20 protein-coding genes and 1 pseudogene are annotated in these 20,305 nt (G+C 60.6%); 9 read left to right on the forward strand and 12 right to left on the reverse strand.

Annotation, left to right across the window (positions count from 1 at the left end):
- Positions 1–4: 4 nt before the first annotated feature.
- Genes NKI31_RS01270 through nanR form a run of 3 tightly spaced genes read right to left on the reverse strand, consistent with a single transcriptional unit; the run spans position 5 to position 1,841 of the window.
- Entirely contained in the window at positions 5–781 is a 777-nt protein-coding gene (locus NKI31_RS01270; protein ID WP_023726880.1) for an HpcH/HpaI aldolase family protein, read from the reverse strand.
- A gap of 47 nt (positions 782–828) precedes the next feature.
- Positions 829–1,134: a putative quinol monooxygenase gene (locus tag NKI31_RS01275; RefSeq protein WP_023669450.1), complete on the reverse strand. Its 306-nt coding sequence runs from the start codon at positions 1,132–1,134 to the stop codon at positions 829–831.
- Complete coding sequence (gene nanR / locus NKI31_RS01280) at positions 1,134–1,841, reverse strand: transcriptional regulator NanR (RefSeq protein WP_023823228.1); 708 nt, start codon at positions 1,839–1,841, stop codon at positions 1,134–1,136. Before nanR ends, NKI31_RS01275 begins: the two co-directional genes overlap by 1 nt.
- A gap of 569 nt (positions 1,842–2,410) precedes the next feature.
- Here nanR and NKI31_RS01285 point away from each other — a divergent pair.
- The 8 genes from NKI31_RS01285 to NKI31_RS01320 all read left to right on the forward strand — a co-directional run bounded on the left by NKI31_RS01285 (position 2,411) and on the right by NKI31_RS01320 (position 11,344).
- On the forward strand, positions 2,411–2,593 hold the full coding sequence (locus tag NKI31_RS01285; protein ID WP_155923174.1) for a hypothetical protein: 183 nt from the start codon (positions 2,411–2,413) through the stop codon (positions 2,591–2,593).
- 353 nt (positions 2,594–2,946) lie between these two features.
- Complete coding sequence (locus NKI31_RS01290; RefSeq protein ID WP_352650125.1) at positions 2,947–4,584, forward strand: methyl-accepting chemotaxis protein; 1,638 nt, start codon at positions 2,947–2,949, stop codon at positions 4,582–4,584.
- 23 nt (positions 4,585–4,607) lie between these two features.
- Positions 4,608–5,075: a chemotaxis protein CheW gene (locus tag NKI31_RS01295; RefSeq protein WP_023669446.1), complete on the forward strand. Its 468-nt coding sequence runs from the start codon at positions 4,608–4,610 to the stop codon at positions 5,073–5,075.
- Entirely contained in the window at positions 5,072–6,313 is a 1,242-nt protein-coding gene (locus tag NKI31_RS01300; RefSeq protein WP_352650127.1) for a CheR family methyltransferase, read from the forward strand. The genes NKI31_RS01295 and NKI31_RS01300 overlap by 4 nt, the downstream gene beginning before the upstream one ends.
- A complete protein-coding gene (locus NKI31_RS01305; protein ID WP_023819373.1) occupies positions 6,313–7,017 on the forward strand; it encodes a chemotaxis protein CheW in 705 nt (234 codons plus the stop codon). Before NKI31_RS01300 ends, NKI31_RS01305 begins: the two co-directional genes overlap by 1 nt.
- The gene (locus NKI31_RS01310) at positions 7,014–9,284 is read left to right on the forward strand and encodes a hybrid sensor histidine kinase/response regulator (protein ID WP_352650129.1); all 2,271 of its coding nucleotides are present in this window, start codon (positions 7,014–7,016) and stop codon (positions 9,282–9,284) included. The genes NKI31_RS01305 and NKI31_RS01310 overlap by 4 nt, the downstream gene beginning before the upstream one ends.
- Positions 9,285–9,306: 22 nt before the next feature.
- Entirely contained in the window at positions 9,307–10,326 is a 1,020-nt protein-coding gene (locus NKI31_RS01315) for a chemotaxis response regulator protein-glutamate methylesterase (protein ID WP_023682287.1), read from the forward strand.
- A 64-nt stretch (positions 10,327–10,390) separates the two neighbouring features.
- A complete protein-coding gene (locus tag NKI31_RS01320) occupies positions 10,391–11,344 on the forward strand; it encodes a response regulator (protein WP_023669440.1) in 954 nt (317 codons plus the stop codon).
- A gap of 13 nt (positions 11,345–11,357) precedes the next feature.
- Here the strand turns inward: NKI31_RS01320 and NKI31_RS01325 are convergent, their stop codons facing one another.
- The 5 genes from NKI31_RS01325 to NKI31_RS01345 form a co-directional block, all read right to left on the reverse strand.
- A complete protein-coding gene (locus NKI31_RS01325) occupies positions 11,358–12,047 on the reverse strand; it encodes an RraA family protein (protein WP_023715423.1) in 690 nt (229 codons plus the stop codon).
- Positions 12,040–13,212 carry an alpha-hydroxy acid oxidase gene (locus NKI31_RS01330; protein WP_023724766.1) on the reverse strand — a complete coding sequence of 391 codons (1,173 nt, stop codon included), beginning with the start codon at positions 13,210–13,212 and terminating at the stop codon, positions 12,040–12,042. Before NKI31_RS01330 ends, NKI31_RS01325 begins: the two co-directional genes overlap by 8 nt.
- 68 nt (positions 13,213–13,280) lie before the next feature.
- Positions 13,281–14,186, reverse strand: coding sequence for an SMP-30/gluconolactonase/LRE family protein (locus NKI31_RS01335; protein WP_023693321.1), 906 nt, complete (start codon positions 14,184–14,186; stop codon positions 13,281–13,283).
- 645 nt (positions 14,187–14,831) lie between these two features.
- Positions 14,832–15,236 carry an MAPEG family protein gene (locus NKI31_RS01340; protein ID WP_023682292.1) on the reverse strand — a complete coding sequence of 135 codons (405 nt, stop codon included), beginning with the start codon at positions 15,234–15,236 and terminating at the stop codon, positions 14,832–14,834.
- Positions 15,237–15,430: 194 nt separating this feature from the next.
- Complete coding sequence (locus NKI31_RS01345; RefSeq protein ID WP_023742812.1) at positions 15,431–16,363, reverse strand: LysR family transcriptional regulator; 933 nt, start codon at positions 16,361–16,363, stop codon at positions 15,431–15,433.
- Between the two features lie 92 nt (positions 16,364–16,455).
- Here NKI31_RS01345 and NKI31_RS01350 point away from each other — a divergent pair, with 92 nt between their 5' ends.
- Positions 16,456–17,469, forward strand: coding sequence for an NADP-dependent oxidoreductase (locus tag NKI31_RS01350; RefSeq protein WP_023700514.1), 1,014 nt, complete (start codon positions 16,456–16,458; stop codon positions 17,467–17,469).
- Positions 17,470–17,530: 61 nt separating this feature from the next.
- Here NKI31_RS01350 and NKI31_RS01355 read toward each other — a convergent pair whose 3' ends face one another.
- The 4 genes and pseudogenes from NKI31_RS01355 to rbsK form a co-directional block, all read right to left on the reverse strand.
- Positions 17,531–18,295 carry an SGNH/GDSL hydrolase family protein gene (locus NKI31_RS01355; protein ID WP_352650131.1) on the reverse strand — a complete coding sequence of 255 codons (765 nt, stop codon included), beginning with the start codon at positions 18,293–18,295 and terminating at the stop codon, positions 17,531–17,533.
- A 1-nt stretch (position 18,296) separates the two neighbouring features.
- Positions 18,297–18,452 carry an alpha/beta fold hydrolase family protein gene (locus NKI31_RS01360; protein WP_023742813.1) on the reverse strand — a complete coding sequence of 52 codons (156 nt, stop codon included), beginning with the start codon at positions 18,450–18,452 and terminating at the stop codon, positions 18,297–18,299.
- A 278-nt stretch (positions 18,453–18,730) separates the two neighbouring features.
- Positions 18,731–19,141 (reverse strand): annotated as a pseudogene (locus tag NKI31_RS01365) (alpha/beta fold hydrolase); the annotation flags it as partial.
- Between the two features lie 230 nt (positions 19,142–19,371).
- Positions 19,372–20,301, reverse strand: a complete 930-nt coding sequence (rbsK, locus tag NKI31_RS01370; RefSeq protein WP_352625283.1) for a ribokinase — start codon at positions 20,299–20,301, stop codon at positions 19,372–19,374.
- Between the last annotated feature and the right edge of the window lie 4 nt (positions 20,302–20,305).

Genomic DNA, 20,305 nt, shown 5'->3' on the forward strand with positions numbered 1-20,305 from the left:
GCTCCTATTGGCACCCGGCCCGGATCTTGGAAACCGCGTCGGCGATCGCGTCGTGCAGGACCCAAACGTCGCCTGAATAACAAATGAAATCGAAGCCCTGTGCGTAGAACTCGTGTCCCTGGGCGACGTTGGGCACCAAGCGTCCAAGCGATTTGTTGTGCTTCTTGGCGGCGGCAACGATTTTGGCCATTGCAGCAGTGAAAGTGGGGTGGGCGAAGTCGCCAGGAATGCCGAGCGAGACGGACAGATCGAAATGTCCGACCCACAGACAATCGACCCCGTCCAGTCCCGCGATGCCGTCAATGTTCTTGACGCCGTCGGCGGTCTCGATCAGGCAGATGAACGTCGAGCGCTTGTTGGCGGCCTCGAATTTGTCAGCGACCGAGCCCGGACGGTAACGGTCATGAGCGATCTGCAGCGCCACGCCGCGGGCGCCGGCAGGGTGGTATTTCATGGAGTTGATGATGTGCTGCGCCTGTTCGACGCTGCTCACCATCGGCGCGATCAGGCCTTCGGCGCCCATGTCCATGGCGCGGGCGAGGAAATGGTAGTCCTGCGACGGCACACGCACCATGACCGGCAGATCGGCCGCCTCGAAATAACGGATCGCACTCTTCAGCGTTTCCAAGCTAAATCCCGAATGCTCCATGTCGAAAAAGACGAAATCGCAGCCAGCGGACTTCAGGATGTGACCGATTCCCGGCGTGGCGAACTCGGCGACGAGCGTACCGAGCTTGACCCGCCTGTGAGAAGCTAACGCCCTGAGACTTGGCTCCGACATGCACTTCCTCCCGTTCGCCCCAATGGGCCAATCCGCCTATGTTCGCTTCAATGCGTGGCTTCAAGAACGAGGTCGCAGGTCGTCACCAACTTGGTCACGACGAGCGGCGCGCTCTGCGTATTGAATTCGTCGAAATGAGCGGTGCGGCAGTGGTCCTCGAATGCGGCCTCGCTATCGTAAATCTCATAGAGCAGGACCCGATCCAGTTCGCCGCGCGCCTCCGTCACGTCAAAGCGGCGACAGCCGGCCTCGGTGCGCATCGAGGCGGTCGCATTGGCGTCGACAAGTTCTCGGAATCTGTCCCGGGCACCAGGCCTCAGGCGGAAATCGACCCAGACGACAAATCCGGTCATCACTTGGGCCTCGCAAGTTGCAGATACCGCTTGGCCACATATTCGAGATGGCTGCGCATGGCCGTCTCTGACGCGTCTGGATCGCGCGCGGCGACGGCCTCGAAGATTTCGCGATGAGCCTGGTAAGCCTTGCGGTCTTCACCATTGGCCAATGTGGTGCGACGCTGTTCGAGCAACCATTCAGCCAAGGCCGCGTGAATAGCTGTAAAGATCCGATTGCGGGTGATTACCGCCAGCACGTAATGGAAGTCTACGTCCGTGCGCTCGAAGCGCGCCAGATCGCCGATCGACTGCCGGTTGAGTTCGAGCGCCTCCTTGAGGCTCTCAATGTCTTCCGGGGTAGCATGCACAGCGGCGTTGCGGGCAAGACCGACCTCGAAAAACAAGCGCGCGCTCTGGAAGTCGTGAACCCCTCCCGGTGCCGAAATCATGTGCCGAGCCGGCCCTGAAAGGGCGTCAATCACGAATTGAGGAGTGGGTCGAGTGACGCGGGCACGCTCCCCCGATTTTACCTCGACAAGGCCCATTTTGCTCAGATGCAGCAGCGCCTCACGGATGGAAGGCCGCCCTACCCCGAACTGCCGCATGAGTTCCCGTTCAGATGGGAGACGGTCGGCTTCGGCCAACTCTCCCTCTCGGATCATCCGTTCGAGGTGCGCTGCCACCTCGTCCGAAAGCTTCCGCTGCTTGATCAGAACTCCGATCATGTGGCATACCTGTTATACCAACCAGGTACGTTATGATCCCATAGCACCCTTGTCAACGATGTCTAAGCATCCGGTAGCCGAGCCGTTTAATCACTCCGCCGAGGCGTCCTTTGCACACGCCTTCAACGTCTTCACCAAGGATATCGGTGACTTGAGGAGCGCGAGCACACTCTGCTCGGTGTTCCGATCGGGGACCGTCTTCGAACCCTGGGTCGGGTGGTCAGTTTCAACTGCGGTGTGGACCGCAGTGAGTGCCACCGGACCGTGTGCTGGCCGAGACCTACCCAACCGCCTGCTTATGAGCTGCAACATGAGCCCTCGATGGCAAAGTAGACCTCGACCTGAGCAAGACCCGCGAATGGAAGTGGGGTTCACAGCCGAGGCGGAAAACGCGAACTCTCGCTGGTGGACCCATTTGGCAATACGCCTGCTCCATCTCGTAATCTTTTTGCGCCGCCGCAATGCCGCAAAGGAAGGTGGTGTCGGGTCAGTTCTCTCTAGGCTCCAGAGCGCTCGTCACGTTGTGCCCATCCTCGTGCGGTGGGCGGCCGCCGCTTGAGGATGCGCATTTGAAACTGGTTTTCTCAAGATCTTTTAGTCCTGAGGGCCTCAGGCGGGGGCGCTTGCCATTTAGTTATCGTCACCTGCAAATGCCGAACCCGCACTCGACGCCAATCTACGCGCTGGCCAGTTTGCGACATCTGGTTTCGGCGATTCCGCTTTCAGTAGCGACGATCATGCTGGACGGCTGATATGAGGCGCGTTCCCGCCTGGCAGCTTAGGGGCAGCAAGCAGGACGTCGGCTTTCTTGCCTCGACCTGGCCTAAGCAGTCATTCAATTCGTGGCCTCAAGCAGCTCATCCACGCTCCTCCTGACGCGGCGTGCCATCCAGCCGATCTCGGGCTGATGTGCGTGGACGGCAGTCGTCCTTTGACCACCGCTTCTGGCGGCGCCGATTGGCGAGCCGCCTCGCCATCATTAGCTATGGAACGGAAAAGAAACCATTCAGCATCAGACTACCGCTTTTCGACGCACCTTTTCGAATATGTCGGAACGAGCGCTTGTCGCGCAGCCCACGATGCCCCCCATTGGTGAACCGGTTCCATGAAGAGTCTGACAATACGCCACCGCATCCTCGTCAGTTTCGCAGCCGTTCTGGTGGTCATGTCCGTGATAGCCCTCATCGCGTACGCCTGGTTTCTTCAGGCGGGGGAGGAGGCGACTGAGGTCGAGAAGGGCATCCTTCCGGACCTTTATCACAGTACCGAGATCATGACGGGCCAGATGGCGGCCCATAGTCTGCTTCAGGAATATGCCCTTCAGGACAACCCGTCAGACAGAAGCACGGTTGAAAACGCGATCACGACCAATCGCAACCAGGTGCAGCGGTCGATGGACGACTATGAGGCAACGATCGTCTCCGATATCGACAAGCAGAATTATGCAGCCGTCAAACAACTCGCCAACCAATTCCGTCTGGCTGAAACTGCTGTGCTGGAAACAAGCCGGGCTGCCTTGTCGAAAGGTGAAACTCCCAATGAAAGCCCAGCTATCAAGAACGAAGTAGAGCCGATCTTTGTAAAATTGCAGTCCGCTCTGCAGGCCATGGTTGAGGATCACAGAGGCGAGGCAAACAGCGCGACGCAGCGGATCAGCTCTATCGTCAGAACGGCCGAAGTCGGTTTGAGCGTTGGCTTGTTGATAGCCCTCGGGCTAGCCCTTCTTTTGGGTTACCAGCTGTTTCGCGCCATTACAGGTCCGCTCACCCGTTTGGTCGACGCGGTTCAATTGATGCGGCAAGGCGACTTCAGCGAACGGCTCCATCTGAGGCGCCGAGACGAATTCAGCGTGCTTGCCGACGGCTTCAACGCAATGGCGGACGATCTCACAACCCTCATTGGTCAGGTTCAAAGGTCCAGCATACAGGTCGGCACGTCGATAACTGAGATCGCCGCCACCTCCAAGCAACAGCAGGCAACTGCGACTGAAATCGCAGCGACCACAACAGAAATCCGAGCGACAGCCAAGGAAATCTCCGCCACATCAAACGAACTGGTCCGCACGATGAACGAGGTCTCCACAGTTGCCGAACAAACCGCTGCCGTGGCTGGCGGGGGGCAAGCGGGGCTGACCCGTATGGAAGAAACCATGCAGCAGGTCATGGAAGCGGCTGGCGCGATCAATTCCAAACTGGCGATCCTGAGCGAGAAAGCCGGCAGCATCAATCAGGTGGTGACGACCATCACCAAAGTGGCCGATCAGACGAACCTGTTGTCGCTCAACGCTTCCATCGAGGCGGAGAAGGCAGGCCAATATGGCCGGGGTTTTGCAGTGGTGGCGACGGAAATCCGAAGGCTCGCGGACCAGACAGCTGTCTCCACCTACGATATCGAGCAAATGGTCAAGGACATCCAGTCGGCAGTCGCGGCCGGGGTGATGGGCATGGACAAGTTTTCCGAGCAGGTCCGTCGGGGTATGCAGGACATCCAGCAGGTCGGCGGGCAACTCTTCGAGATCATTCAGCAGGTTCAGGGGCTGGTGCCACGTTTCGAAGTCGCCAATGAAGGCATGCAAGCACAGGCGACCGGCGCGGGGCAGATCAGCGACACGCTAACCCAGCTAAGCGAGGCAGCTCAGCAAACAGTCGAGTCCCTTCAGCAATCGACGCTCGCGATCGAGGAGCTCAATCAAGTCTCAGGCGGCATGCGAAGTAGCATATCGAGGTTCAAGCTACGAGCATAGCGAGCCGGCAGTAGGATGTGACAATGCTATTCCTCGCCTTCAGCATGGGTCCGGATCGCTACTTGATCGATGTCCACAAAATTGAAGAGGTGCTGCCCTATATCGACGTGAAAGTTCTTCCGGGTGCGCCAACTGGTGTGGTGGGTTTGGTCAGCTATAACGGAATACCCATCCCCCTGATCGATGTCACCCTTCTTGCGCTTGGCCGACCATCGGAGCGCCTGTTGAGCACCCGGATCGTTGTGACGCGCTATCCGGCGGATGATGGCGAGCGACGCCTGCTGGGGCTGATCGCGGAACGGGTGACGGATACGATCGAGCGAGACCCGGCCGATTTCGCGCCGTTCGGACTGGAACCAGGAACCCCGCCCTATCTTGGGCCGGTGGCTTCCGATGGTTCGGAGATCATTCAGTGGGTCAAAGTGGAAGCGCTGCTTTCGGAAGAGATTCGTACCGCATTGCTCCGCCAGGCGGCAATAGGTGATCAATGACCGGAGCAATAGAAAAGCTCCTGACGGAAACCATTGGACTGGACAGTGCCAGCGTTGGTCCGACAGTGGTTCGTCAGGCGGTCAGAGAACGGATGGAAGCATGCCGGATAACCAACCCTCAGGCCTATAGGCAACACTTGGCCGGTTCCTCGCAGGAGCTGCAGGAGCTGATCAATGCGGTGGTGATCCCAGAGACCTGGTTCTTTCGCGACCGAGAAGCGTTCACGATGCTGGCGCGGCATGCGCGCGCGCACAAGCCTGCTCAGCCGATAAGAATCCTGAGCCTGCCATGTTCAACCGGCGAAGAGGCTTACTCGGTCGCCATGGCCATGTTCGATGCCGGCTTTGAGGCGCATGAGTTCAAGATCGATGGCGTGGACGTCAGCAGCCGCAATATCGCGACGGCTGAACACGCCATCTATGGCCGCAATTCGTTTCGCGGCAGCCATTTAGAATTCAAGGATCGCTATTTCGAAGCGGCCGAGGGCGGGTTGCGGCCTGTTGCTGGGGTGCTGAAACAGGTTCGGTTCATGGTAGGAAACTTGTTCGGTTCTCACGCGCCTTTCGGGCAAGAGGTCTATGACATCCTGCTTTGCCGCAATTTGCTGATCTATTTCAATCGAGAGCTGCAGGATCGCGCATTGATCTGCCTGAAGGACCTGCTGGCCAAAGATGGACTTCTTCTGGTCGGTCCGGCGGAAGCAGCTCTTCCAAGGGTGCATGGCTTTCTTTCCGCTGAATGGCCATTGGCCTTCGCCTTTCTGAAATCGGAGCCCGTCAAGACCACGGCGCCGAAGGTTTCGGCCGCCGTCCCGGTGCGGACGCCAAGCCCTAAGGTCAAAAAGAGCGAGCCTCTTCGTCCGTTCCGACCGACAATTGGCAATGAAGGCCGCGGGCAGGCTCAGGCCAAGCCGCTTGCACGCGCCTCGGAAAGCCTCATCGCGGTTGAACGGATCGCCAATGCAGGACGCGTAAAGGAGGCACAGGAGGTCGCCCTGGCGCATCTCAGGGAGTTCGGTCCTTCCGCAGAAATCTTCTACCTGCTGGGCCTCGTCCAGGATGCGGATGGTTCTGCACCCGAAGCCGCGCAAAGTTATCGCAAGGCGCTCTATCTCGCGCCAAATCATCGAGAAGCTCTTGTCCATCTGGCCTTGCTGCTTAGCAAGCAAGGCGACCATAACGGCGCCGAGGCGCTGGCCGGCCGGCTGGGTCGGGTCCAGAAAAGGAGCGGCAGTTGATGGCGGCTTCGACAAGGATCGCTCAGCCGGTGGAGGAGATCGAAATCAACGACTGCTGGCGGCAAATAGGCGTACGGGGTGACAAGTCATGTCCGCTACTAGAGCAGCATCTCCACTGCCGCAATTGCCCGACCTACAAGAAGATCGCACGACGCCTCCTCGACCGTGCAGCTCCCTCGGCATCTCGCGACGAATGGCCTGACAACGCTGGTCGTGCAGGGATCGATTCGGCAGACAGCGACGCGCTGCAGACGGCCGTTCTCTTCCGTTTGGGGGAGGAATGGCTGGCACTTCCGGTCGGTATTTTTCATGAAGTGGCTGAATCTCGTCGCGTTCATTCACTTCCACATCGCAGGAACAGTGCACTGCTCGGCATTGCGAATGTCCGTGGTGAATTGCTCATTTGCCTGTCCCTGGCCGAATTGCTCGGGATAGACGAGCGCAAGGAAGGGGAACAAGGCACACGAACCAAGGTATTTCGCCGCCTTGTCGTGGTAGGCGAGCGCGACAAGCGGGTTGCTTTTATGGTTGATGAGATCCACGGCTTACATCGGTACCAGGAACGCGACACTCTCGCTGTTCCGGCCATGATTGGCAAGGCACTGTCGGCCGCTACGGTTGCCGTGCTGCCATGGCAAGGACGAGCCGTTGGCTGTCTCGATCCACGACAACTGCTCACGATGCTGGATCGGAGCATCGCATGACAGATGAAGACTTCAGCCAGGTTTCGATGCTCAGCCTCTTCCAGGCCGAACTGGAGACGCAGTCACGGGCTCTAACCTCTGGACTTCTGGCACTCGAACGCGATCCTATCGCCGCCGACGCCCTGGAAGCATGCATGCGTGCCGCGCATTCTCTGAAAGGAGCTGCCCGCATCATCGACCTGATGCCCGCAGTCAAAGTTGCAAATGCGATGGAAGACTGCCTGGTCGCAGCGCAACGCGGGCATCTGAGGGTGCGACGGGAGCATATAGATGCGCTTCTGCAAGGTTCTGACCTTTTGAAATTGATCGCATCGGGATCATCGAGCGAGAGCGCCAACTCAGAAGTCGAAACCTTTCTCGCGAAGTTCGAGGGGTTGTCCCTCCCCCAGGCAAAGCCCGGGCCCCAAGATTCTGCAGCTGATTTCGCAACTCATCATGCCCAGGAGCAACTGGCGACGACCTCTTCAGCGAACCTCCTCGTTGGGGCGGTACCGCAAGCCCACGGCAGCATCGGCTCTGATAGAATGGTTCGGGTGACGGCAGACAGCCTGAACCGATTGCTCGGGCTGGCTGGCGAGTCGCTGATGGAAGCTCGGCGGCTCAGGCCATTCGCTGACGGGCTGCTACGGCTGAAGCGACTTCAATCGGACCTCGCAAGTGCATTCGACAATCTTCATGCAGTGCTGCCGCCGGTTTCAAACGATGCGGCGGTGGTGGAGGCGCTGGCTGAAGCGCAGCGAAAGCTTCGGTTGAGCCAAGCGTTCCTGGCGCAGCGTTTCGATGAGTTGGATTCAGTGGATCGGAAAGCGACCGATCTTGCCAACAGATTGTACGACGAAACGTTGGCGAGCCGGATGCGGCCTTTTGAGGACGGCGTGCGACACTATGCGAGAATGATCCGCGACCTCGGTCGTACCCTTGGCAAGCGGGTGCGACTGGAGATCGTAGGCGGCTCGACCGGCATCGACCGCGATATCCTCGAGCAGCTCGATGCCCCTTTGGGGCACCTTCTGCGCAACGCTGTAGACCATGGGCTTGAACCGCCTGAGGAGCGCCTCGCGATGGGCAAACCCGAAGAGGGGCTCATCAGGCTCGAAGCGAGGCACAATGCCGGGCTGCTGCAGATAGCCGTGGTGGACGACGGCAGGGGGATAGAGCTCTCGAAGCTGCGCGAGACCGTCGTCGCCCGGCAACTTGCAACCAGGGAAAGTGCTGAAACACTCAGCGAAAGCGAATTGCTCGCATTTCTGTTTCTGCCAGGCTTTTCCATGAAAGCGGGCCTTACCGACGTCTCAGGTCGCGGTGTGGGGCTCGATGCAGTGCAAGCCATGACGAAGGAAGTCCGGGGAGTCGCAAGCGTCTCCTCAGAATTTGGCCACGGAACCCGATTTCAACTGCAATTGCCGCTGACATTGTCGGTCCTGCGCACGCTGCTCGTCGATGTCGATGGAGAGCCCTATGCTTTCCCACTCGCTGCCATTTCCAAGACTTTGAAACTGCAGCGGACGGAGATCAACGTCCTGCAGGGCCGGCCGCATTTTCGATTGAACGATCGACAGATCGGGCTGGTCACCGCTCGCGAGGTGCTCGATCGAGGTGAGCCCGGATCGGAACCGAACGAACTATCGGTCGTCGTCGTGGATGCGGGTCGGGGCGATGCGTACGGCCTGATCGTTGACCGTTTTCTCGGGGAACGCGAGTTAGTGATCAGACCTCTCGATCCACGGTTTGCCAAGATCAAGGACATCAGCGCAGCGGCCCTGATGGAAGACGGTTCGCCTGTTCTGATCTTCGACGTCGACGATCTGATCCGATCGGTGGACAAGCTTGCATCGTCCAGCGGATTTCGAGCTCTTCGGCGCGCCGCGGGCGGTCCCGAAGCGAGCAGGCGCAAGCGCGTGCTCGTGATTGACGATTCACTGACGGTTCGCGAACTCCAGCGCAAGATGCTCGGCAATTACGGTTATGAGGTCGAAGTGGCGGTAGACGGCATGGACGGGTGGAATGCCGTCCGGTCTGGTCCTTTCGATCTCGTCGTCACCGACATCGACATGCCTCGCATGGATGGCATCGAGCTGGTGAGTTTGATCAGAAAGGACGCTGATCTCAAGAACACACCCATTATGATCGTTTCATACAAGGATCGGGAAGAAGATCGCGCGCGCGGGCTCGACGCAGGTGCGGACTATTATCTGACCAAGAGTAGTTTTCAGGACGAGGCGCTGATCCATGCCGTCGTGGACATGATTGGCGAGGCGGCTGAATGAGATCGAGATTGGAAGCCAGCGAATGAGAATCGGCGTAGTTAACGACATGCCGATGGCGGTTGAACTTCTGCGTCGACTGGTTCTGTTGACCGGCGAACATCAGGTCGCGTGGATCGCGACTAATGGGCGTGAGGCGGTCGAGGTCTGCAGACGTGATCTGCCGGATCTGATACTCATGGATCTAGCGATGCCAGAGATGGACGGCGTGGAAGCGACCCGCAGAATCATGGCGGAAACCCCGTGCTCAATCTTGCTGGTGACCGCCAGTATCGAAGCCAACCTCGCCGGCGTCTACGAAGCAATGGGTCATGGCGCGCTTGACGCAGTCGATATTCCGTCAGTGGGCATCGAAGGCAACGCGTCCTCGCAATCCGCCCGGCTTTTGACGAACAAGATACGAACGATAGGCAAGTTGATCGGCGATGCGCCTACCCAGGCAAAAAGGCGGATGTCACGTGCGGCTGAGCCGTCAACTCGACACGTGATAGCAATCGGCGCCTCTGCGGGCGGGCCGGCTGCCGTTGCCGCAGTCCTGAGCGCGTTTCCCGTTGATTTTCGCGGCGCGATTGTGCTCGTCCAGCATCTCGATGCTCAGTTCGTTCCAGGCCTTGTTGATTGGCTAGGGCAGCATACGCGTCTCCCGATCCGTCCGGCGGGGGAAAGGGATAGTCCACAAGCGGGCACCGTTCTCGTTGCCAGTTCTGCGGATCATCTGGTTTTCAAGTCAGCTCAGCAACTTGGCTATACGCCCAGCCCCAAGGACAATGTTTATCGGCCGTCGGTAGATGTGTTCTTCGAAAGTGCGGCGCAATGGTGGCCTGGCTCGGTGATTGGTGTTCTGCTCACAGGCATGGGCAGGGATGGTGCGCGCGGGCTGAGACAGCTCCGTGACAAGGGACATCTCACAATCGCGCAGGATAGAGCAACCAGTGCCGTCTATGGCATGCCGAAGGCCGCCGCCGACATCGGCGCGGCTGTTGATATTCTTCCTTTGGGTGCGATCGGCTCACGTATAATCGAAGCCTGCGAGCGCTCCACGTGAAAGGCCCCTTCCGATGACGCAAGAACCAGAGTTGGTCCCGCCACTCGCAGATAACTATTCATCCATGGTTCTGCTCATCGATGATCAGATCATGGTTTGCGAGGCGGTCAGGCGCGCCCTAGCCAACGAGCCCGATATTTCCTTACACTTCTGCACCGACCCGTTGAGAGCGATGACGGTCGCGGATGAGGTAAAGCCAACCGTCATCCTGCAGGATCTCGTCATGCCCGGGGTGGATGGGCTACATCTGGTGCGAGAATACAGGAAGCATGCGTCGACACGCGCGGTTCCAGTCATTGTGCTGTCGAGCAAGGAAGATCCAGCCACCAAGGGCGAAGCCTTCGCTGCGGGCGCGAACGACTATCTCGTCAAACTGCCGGATCGTATCGAGTTGATTGCACGCATTCGATATCACACGCGGGCCTATCTGGATCACGTCCAGCGAGACTCGGCACACCGAGCGCTGAGGGAAAGCCAGCGACAGCTGATCAGTGCAAATCTAGAGCTTGAACGTCTGACGCGGATCGATGGCCTGACGGGTCTCGGCAACAGGCGCTATTTTGACGAATATCTGGCGGCTGAATGGAAACGCGCTTTTCGCGCACAGTCCCCACTGTCGCTGTTGATGATCGATGCCGACAACTTCAAACGATACAACGATACCTATGGCCATATGGCCGGCGACGATGTGCTCAAGCAAATCGCCCGCGTCATCCAGAGCGGTTCCGGCCGCTCCACCGATCTCGCTGCGCGGTACGGAGGCGAAGAGTTCGTCATCGTGTTGGTCGACACTATACTGGAACAATCCAGTGCGATCGCCGAGCGGCTCGTCCAGAGCGTGCGGGAGTTGAACATACCCCACGGCCCGGATCGCGTGACCATCAGCGTCGGCGTCGCAACAGCGGTGCCCACCGAGAACGAGACGCCAAACGATTTCGTCAATGCCGCCGATTTGGCTCTGTTTCGTGCCAAATCGGAAGGACGAAATCGTGTTGCGCTTCATATGTCCCGCAGCTAGAGAAGCTCACATCTCAGTCAACGAAGCGCGCCCTGTTCGATTTGAGGACGACCTTGGCAAAGTCGGGCACTTCAAGACCTTGGCGCACGAGCGCATCAAGTGCCTGCTCGGACGCCCTGATGGCGGCGAGCCGCGCCAGCACAGTCTCAGCCTCCAGGCGGGGGACCACGGCGATACCGTCCCGGTCGCCGACCAGTATGTCTCCCGGCGAGATAGTCACTCCTCCAAGCACCACCGGGAATCCGACCGTGCCTGGACCATTGCGCGCAGGCGAATTCGCAATGACCCCGGCACAGTAGACCGGCAACCCGACAGCCTCGATCCCGACAACGTCGCGCACGAGGCCATCAGTGATGAAGCCGGCGACGCCCTTGTTGCGCGCCATGCCGAGCACGAGATCGCCAGTTACCGCCGTACCGGCAAAGCTGTCGGTGGAAGCGACGATGACGTCGCCACTTGCTGCGGCATCCAGTGCTCCAAACAGGGCGAGGTTGTCGGCGGGGCCGCAGTGACAGGTCACGGCGACGCCGACCATCGTCGCAGTAGCTGGCGACAGTGGCTTGATCGCATAATGCAAGGCGCCGCGTCCCCCCATCGCGTCTACGACCTGGCTAACCGGCACGCCCGCAAAAGCACTGATGATTTCTGCTGCGGGCCGTTCGAAACGGCGCTTGATGGTGAGCAGTGGTGGGTCTTCAATCATGTAGCGGCCCCATTCCCTGAACGAACGAAATACAGTCCGGCCCGAGGTCGCGCAGGCTCCGCGCGCCCATCAGTCCCATGACGCGGTCGATCTCCTTGCGGTAGAGTTCGAGCACGTGGCGTACCCCCTCCTCGCCGGCGACCGCGAGCCCCCACAACTGCGGCCGCCCGATCAGACAGCACGAGGCGCCGAGCGCCAGGGCCTTGACGACGTCAGAGCCTCGCCTGATGCCGCCGTCGATAAGCACTGGTACGCGGCCGGCGACAGCCGCGACAACCGCCGTCAACGCGTCCAGGGATGCGGCGGCGCCGTCAAGCTGACGTCCCCCATGATTGGATACGATGATGCCGTCGATTCCTCGGGCTACAGCCTCGGCGGCTTCGCTGGGATGCAGGACGCCTTTCAGCAACAACGGTCCGGACCAGACAGTGCGCAGCCAGTCGACATCGGCCCAGGAGAGTCCGGGATCGAGCATTGCGGCCATTCGGCCCGCCAATGCACCGACCGTCGCCGTATCTCCGGGGCGCGCGTAGTTGCCGAAAGTCAGTTTCGGGAGTCGGGTGCGCATACGAAGAAGCCACGCCGCCTTGGTGGCGGCCGCGAGGGTTCCGGCCACACCGAAGCGCGGCGGGATGGCAAAACCGTTGCGGATGTCGCGTTCACGGTTGCCAAGCATCTGGTTATCAATGGTGAGCACCAGCGCGTCGTAGCTTGAGGCACGCGCCCGATCCACCATTTCTCGGGTGAAGCCGCGATCGGTATAGACGAACACCTGCATCCACCGTGGGCTACTTCCGGTGGCTGCTATATCCTCCAGCGTGCAGACCGATCCGTGGCTGGCGCAGTAGAATGTCCCTGCGGCCGCTGCGGCTCGGGCGGCTGCGCGCTCGCCGTCGGGCCAGAACAGCCCAGCCAGGCCGGTTGGCGCGATGCCCAGCGGGATGGCAAGTTTCGCGCCGAAGAGGTCAAGGGAAAGGTCTCGCGTCGTTGCACCGTTGAGTGGTCGCGGCAGAATGGCAACCTCGTTAAAAGCTTGCTCGTTCCGGCGCAGCGTTCGCTCATCCTCGGCACCGCCATCGGCGAAGTCGAACACCGGGCGTGGCAAAGTCCGCCGCGCGGCGACGCGGACCGCGGCCACGCTGTACAGGCACTTCAACGCCGCCATCGAAGCAGACGATGCCGCACCGCCCGCACCGCGGTCATCGCCTGTGTTTGAGGCGGACGAGGAGCTACTCACGGTTGCTTTCCGCCGATGCGACCATGATGCGTCGGTCCACCGCCTCCCGGAACACGCACGCAGGAGAGTGTTCCCTCAAAGGAGGGATCGCTGCCGGTCGCCAGCACGCCGGCATTTGTCACCCAAAGCATCTCGCCCGAGAAGACGCAGTTGGTCGTTGCCTTGCCGCAGACGAAGAAACCCTCCGCTGTGCCGTTGGGCTTCAGAACGTGAATGCCGTTGGCGGCAATATCCGTGACATAAAGGCGGCCATCGGCTCCGACCTTCAGCCCGTCCGGGATCGGATTGGCCCCAGGCAAGCGGCCCAGGTCTTCGACGGAACCATCCGGACGCTGCCGCTTGACGCGCCCCGTATAGGACTCCCCCCAAATGATCGAGCCGTCGGCTTCGATCGCCACACCATTGGGGAAGGTCGGCTTGTCGAAACCGAGAGCAAGGTAAGCACTGCCATCGGGGTTGACGGCAAAAATGTAGCTTGGGTCCGGATTCCCCGGGTTGTATGTGCCGGGATCGCTGAAGATGAGCCGGCCGTCAGCAGCAAATACAAGATCGTTTGGCCCATTGAGCCGAATGCCCGCGACTTCGCTCAGCAGGATTTCCGGCTTTCCGCCTTCGGCAACCCGCTGGATCGATGGCGTCGTCATGTCCGCGGCCCGCCAAGGTCCGGTCGTGCCGCCGTTCTGGCAGACATAGAGCAGGTCATCCGATCCGAGAACGCAGGCGTTGGGCGCTCCGGCAACATACGCGAACTGGCGAGCACTTCCGTCGCGATCTATGGCCGTCAGCTGGCTGCGATAGCTTTCGACGATGACAATTCGGCCATCGGGCAGCACCGTCGGGCCCTCGGGCCAGCCAAGGCCGGTCGCGACAACCTCGACGGCCAGCTTTTCAACCTCGTTCATCGTGCGACCCCCAGAACGGCAGCCTAACAAGATTTGTCGGGTATAATCCAGCCTGGCGGTCTCCGGACCCGGCGACTCAAAGATAGCTTGGCTGACGTGCGCGTTGCTGGCCCCCCTAGGCCGCCCCCCCACCCCGGCGCCGGTGAACCCCGACGGGCGGAGGCCTATGGCTACAGCGCGAGCCGATCGGTGTCTACATAGCTCGGTAGCACTGGCTTGCTCCTCCAGGTTGGGTGGCAGGATTAGGTGCTGCTGAGGCCAGCGTGCAAGGAACAAGTGCAGGTGGAGAAGGTTGAATCTCAGTTCCTCTCCCTCTAACACTCACAAAGTCCAACAATTCTCTGCTCCGCTGCCAGGCGCTCTTGAGCCGAGCGTTTGCAGGGCGTGCGTGTGGCCAAAAGCTGGGGAGCGCCGCAGCGCCCAGGCGTGCAAATTGCTCTCTGAACGCCGATCCTTCTCCGAAGCTGGGGAGTAGCCCCAAAATCCAACACCAATATCATGCCTCAACGGCGGTTTTGCCACTGCCAGTTTTGCGGTTCGCTCGCCTGTCAAAAGGGACAGTCTTTCGGGTCACGATCCGGAGTGGGTTTGCCAAGGCTCCCGGAATCGAGGTGGCCCACTTTTGCGTCGGGGCTCCGCCACTCTTCAGATCAACAGCAACCAGCACCAATACGCACCAATCACCATTTGCACAGCGAACGCGGTGAACCTGAGACTGACCGCGAGTTGGCTGGTTGAGACGAGGTGGATCACCGACTGCACTATACGTGCGCCTAACATCGTGGAGGCCAAGGGATCCGTGACATCTGTCTTTGAAATGATGATCGCGACTCCGAGCAGACCTCCGAAGATTGGAAGCCCTTCAATGCAGTTGGCGTGGGCACGGGCTAACCTCCGCATAAACGGGGAGAGGGCTCCGTTATCTGGCGTAAAGCCGTTTGCCGGGACTTGCCCAGAGATCACCAGGTAGCTCCGGATAACTTCCATCACGATCAGCAGGGCCAGCGCCCACGAGATGAAGCCAGTCAATGCGTAAGCACTCGCCGACATGTGCCCTCCCCGTTGCTAGCAATCTAGGTCGTTGTAGCCGATCAACTAGTCTAATGCTATTCGACGAGGAGGGGCGGCCTGTAGTGGGGCCGAAACGGAATAGCAGCTTTTGGACGTTGTGCCCGGAATAGCTGCCGTTCAGCCAATCAGCAGGATTGACCGCTTTCGCCCTTTAGCGACCCTTCCGCGCCAGATCAGTCGATGCTTGAAGCTGCCATTCGCAGAGTGAAAGCGGCGTCGAGCATGGTCAGAAAGGCGCGCACGGCGGGGTTGGCGCGTCGGCTTGCCGGCCAGAGCACGGTGACATTGTTTCGCTCGACCGCGAACGTGGACAGCACTGGGACCAGTTCGCCGCGCTTCACATAGGGAGCCGCCATGAAGGAGGCGCCTATGCCTATCCCACCGCCGGCTGCCAGCATGATGAGCACGGCATCGCTGGCATCGGCGACCACACCGGAATTGGGCACGATCTCGATTTCACGGTCGCCAATCCGGAAGGGCCAGCGAAAGGCCTGGCCTGTGCTCTGATATCGAAGGTTGACGGTGTCGTGCCCTTCCAGGTGATCGGGATGGGTCGGTGTGCCGCGTTCCTCGAGATAGGCTGGCGAGGCGAAGCAGCAAAGCCGATGGGGTGCGATCTTGCGTGATAGTAGCCGGGTATCAGCCAGATCACCGATGCGTATGGCGACATCGATCCCTTCCTCGATCATGTCCACCATCTGGTCACCCAGCCTGAGATCGACGATCAGGTTCGGATGGAGCCGACGGAAAGCCGGTAAAGCCGGAGCGATCAGATGCAGTCCGATCGGCAGCGACGCGGCCACGCGCAACGTGCCCGATGGTTCGGAGCGCGCGGTCATTGCCGCCTGCTCTATTTCCTCCGCCTCGCGTAGCAGACGCAGCGCGCGCTCATGCAGGTCGCGCCCTTCGGGCGTGAAGGTGAGCGAGCGCGTTGTACGGGTAAACAGCGACACTCCTAAATGCCGCTCGAGCCGCTGGACGCTCTTGCTGACCGCCGAAGGGGAAATCGACAGCGCGCGCGCCGCTGCCGTGTAGCTGCCCAGCGATCCCGCACGCGCGAAGGCGATGATGCCAGTGAGCCGATCCAAAGTGATATGTTCCGCCATGGCATTACTTAACCGCCATCGGCACCGATTATCAACCGGCGGTCATGCCGCTAGATTCGCTCCAATGACATGGATGAGCGGAGATTTCACCAATGAGCGATAAGATGAAGGCAGTCCGTCTGCACGCATTCGGTGGTCCCGAGATGCTGGTGTACGAAGACGCGCCTAGGCCGGGTGTGAAGCCCGGCGAGGTGCTTGTCCGAGTCCAGGCGGCCGGGCTTAATCCGCCCGACTGGTATCTGCGGGATGGCTATCGCGCACTGCCGCCAGAATGGCGACCCAACGCGTCCTTCCCACTGATTCTCGGCACGGACGTGTCGGGCGTCATTGAAGCGGTTGGCGCTGACGTCGCTGAGTTCAGCATCGGTGACGAGGTCTACGCAATGGTTCGCTTCCCCGATAACTTGATGACGGGTAGCAATGCCTACGCGCATTATGTCAGTGTGCCGGCATCGCATGTTGCATTGAAACCAGCCGGCATCGACCATATTCATGCGGCTGGTGCGCCGATGTCGCTTCTGACGGCATGGCAGTTCTTGATCGAACTTGGCCACGACGAGCCGAATCCGTTCCAGCCCTTACCGCATGAGCCGGTGCCCCTCGACGGCAAGACGGTGCTCATCAATGGTGCCGGAGGCGGTGTCGGGCATCTGGCCGTCCAGTTGGCGAAATGGCGGGGCGCGCGCGTCATCGCGGTGACATCGGCCAAGAACGAGGCGCTGATGCGCGATCTCGGCGTGGATCAATTCATCGACTACAAGACAACCGCGGCGGAAGATGTCGTTCGAGACGTCGACCTTGTCCTCGACGCGGTGGGCGGCGCGGACATGGAGCGCTTCTTCCATGTTCTGAAGCCGGGCGGCGCGCTGTTCCTGGTCAACCCACTGGGCTTCGCTGGTCACGAAGAGACAGAGAGGCTGGGGATCACGGTCTCATCCACACAGGTTCGATCCAATGGCGCGCAGTTGGCAAAAGCCGCCCGCCTGCTCGACGACGGCCTTGTGCGTGTCGTCATCGACAGCACATTCCCGCTGGCCGAGGCATCGCGCGCACATGAGCGCGCCGCCGACGGCAGTATTCAAGGCAAGATCGTGCTGGCCGTCTGAATTGTTGCTTTCAGTCCGACCGACCATCGGGAGTGCAGACGATCGGGCGCGATTACGCCGTTTAGCCGACGAAGACCACCGACCGACGTCCGGCTGAATCGTGCTCGACTACAAGTGCCGCGATGGCTGCCGCGATCTTCGCGCCGCCTTGCACTGACGGTTCGATAGGATTGGCGAAGTCCGCGTCCTCATTCGATACCAAGCGCAGGTCGACGAGCGGCAAACCGCGCGAGAACGCCGCCCGGGTGATGACGTCGTTGAGGACCGTCAGGGCAGTTGCGGCAAGTCTACGACGCTGTGGGTCGGGAAAGCGCGCCTCGTAGATCGTGCAGACAGCGGTGGGTAGGTTTTGGCCCAGCGCCCCCTCGAGCATCGTACAGTAGTCGTGCTCGAATTCCTCCCGGATATCGCTGATCCTGTCCAGAACCTCGGCCACCGAACAGGCCCCCTGCTCCAGAATCCCTGCATGACGAAGAGCATCATTGCCACCGACGCTGACGACAAGATGGCTAGCATCCTGGGGGAGCCGTTCAAGCTGCCGCTCGACGCCGCTTGTGACGGCGCCGTCGACGGCGTTTAGCGTTGCACGCCACCCCTCCGGCAAGCGCTCCCGCAGCTGCCGCACTACGTCGGGCCCGCGCGCGACATAGGCAGCGTTGTCAAAGATCGAATCCCCGAGAAGGACGACGTGTGGCATCGGATGCTCCGTTGAGGCCTCTGCCAATGCTGCATCAGCAGAGGAGGTAAGGTGGTGGGTTGTGACCGCGGCAGCGAGCACGGTCAGGAGATCACGGCGAGTCAGGCCACCTGCAGAACGGAACGGCATCTCAGCCGTCCAGGAACGCCAGAAGCGCGGCATTCACCGCGCTGGCCTCTTCGCGCTGTACCCAATGCGTCGCCTTCTCGAACGTCTGCAGGCCCCGATCGTTGCAAAGGGCCAGACTGCGCTCGGCCAGGCCATATTCCAGAGCTTGGTCCTGCATCCCCCACAGTACAAGGGTCGGCGTCGTGATCCTCCTTCAGGCTTGGGCGGAAGCGCAGCGCCCGATACCAGTTGAGCATGCCTGTCAGCGCCCCCGGCCGTTCCCAGGCCTGCCGATACTCTGCGATTTCCTCCGCCGTGAAGGCATCTGTTCGGCTGGATTTGATGAGCGCCCGTGCCAGCAGAGCCGAGCGCCCCGCCCCCAGAAAAGCCTCCGGCAGCAAGGGGAACTGGAAGAAAGGCCGCATAGCTGCTCCGCAGGAACTGGGTCGGAGATCGCAAGGAATGGGCAAGCAGCACCTCGGGATGGGGCGCGTTCAGGATGACGAGCCTTTCCAGGCGGTGCGGCAGCTTTGCGCCTGCCGCCCAGGCGACGATACCGCCCCAGTCATGACCGAGGAGGTGAAACCTTCCGATGCCGAGCGCGTCGGCGATGGCAACGACATCGCCGACGAGCTTCGGGAGCGTGTATTCACGGATGGCTTTCGGCTTGTCACTGGTGTTGTAGCCCCTCTGGTCGGGAACGATGACCCGGAATCCGGCGGAAGCGAGCGCATCGATCTGCCGTCTCCAGCCGATCCAGAAGTCGCCGGGAGCAGTCTGTCCCGGTCCAGCCGCTAGGCTGGCAGCAGCGGATGCGTCGATCAAAGTTAATATCTCGCGGAGTTGACGAGGAGTTCTGATAAGCAAGTTTCAATTTCGCGCTTTTTCCCGCAAATTCGAGAGCGTGAGGAATTGAAACCATTCGTTGATTAATCAGGCGTTTTCGCCGGCCTGTCACGCCGGAGGTCGCGGGTTCGAGCCCCGTCACTCGCGCCATTTCTCCTCAGGAGAAATGTGACATAATCGTCTAGAACATGGTCTTTCATGTGGAAATTCAGATCCGGTCGGATCTGAATTCGGTCTCTCCCGCAACGACGTCACCCCTTGGCCAGCAGCGCCTCGACCTCCTGCAGCGTCGGCATGGAGGGCGCCGTACCCGGCCTTGTCACCGAAATGCCGGCGACGGCGCAGGCGAAGCGGACGGCTTGCAGCGGCTCCACGCCTTTGGCGAGTGCGGCGGCCAGGCCGCCATTGAAGGCATCGCCCGCACCGGTAGTTTCGACCACTGCGCCGGCATTGACCACCGGGACATGGTCGGACCGAGCGGCCGTGTGCAGCAGCGCGCCTTTTTCGCCGAGCGTGATGATGACCGAGCCGACGCCTTTTTTGAGCAGGCTGTCGGCGGCGCGGCGAGCGTCGTCGATCGAAGAAACCTTGATGCCGGTCAGTTCCTCCGCCTCGGTTTCGTTGGGGGTCACATAGTCGCACAGCGTGTAGATGCGGTCCGGCAGCTTGGCCGCCGGCGCCGGATTGAGAATGGTGGTCACCCCTGCCCCGCGCGCGATCTCGAGTGCGCGCAGTGCCGCGTCGATCGGCTGTTCGAGCTGGGTGACGAAGACGCCGGCTCCACGGATCAGGCCGGCATTGGCCTCGATGTCTTCAGACGAGATCAGCATCGCCGCACCCGGGCTGACGATGATGGCGTTGTTGCCGGTCGTCTCCTCGATGAAGATGTAGGCCGCGCCGGTATAGCTTTGCGGCGTGTCGATGACGGCGGATTTCACGCCCGCCTCTGCCCAGGTCGCCTTGGCCATGTCGGCGAAAGCATCGACGCCAAGCCGGGTCAGGAAAGTGATGTCGGCGCCGAGCTTGCCTGCCGCCACCGCCTGGTTCGAGCCCTTGCCGCCAGGTCCCAGCTTGAAGGAATTACCAAGAATGGTCTCGCCCATGCGCGGCTGTCGATCGGCCCGGTAAGCGGTGTCGGCGACGAAAACGCCCAGAATGACGACAGGCTTGCCCGACGCCATGGCC

This window comes from Mesorhizobium sp. M0659, from assembly GCF_040320605.1.
Classification (GTDB): Bacteria; Pseudomonadota; Alphaproteobacteria; order Rhizobiales; family Rhizobiaceae; genus Mesorhizobium.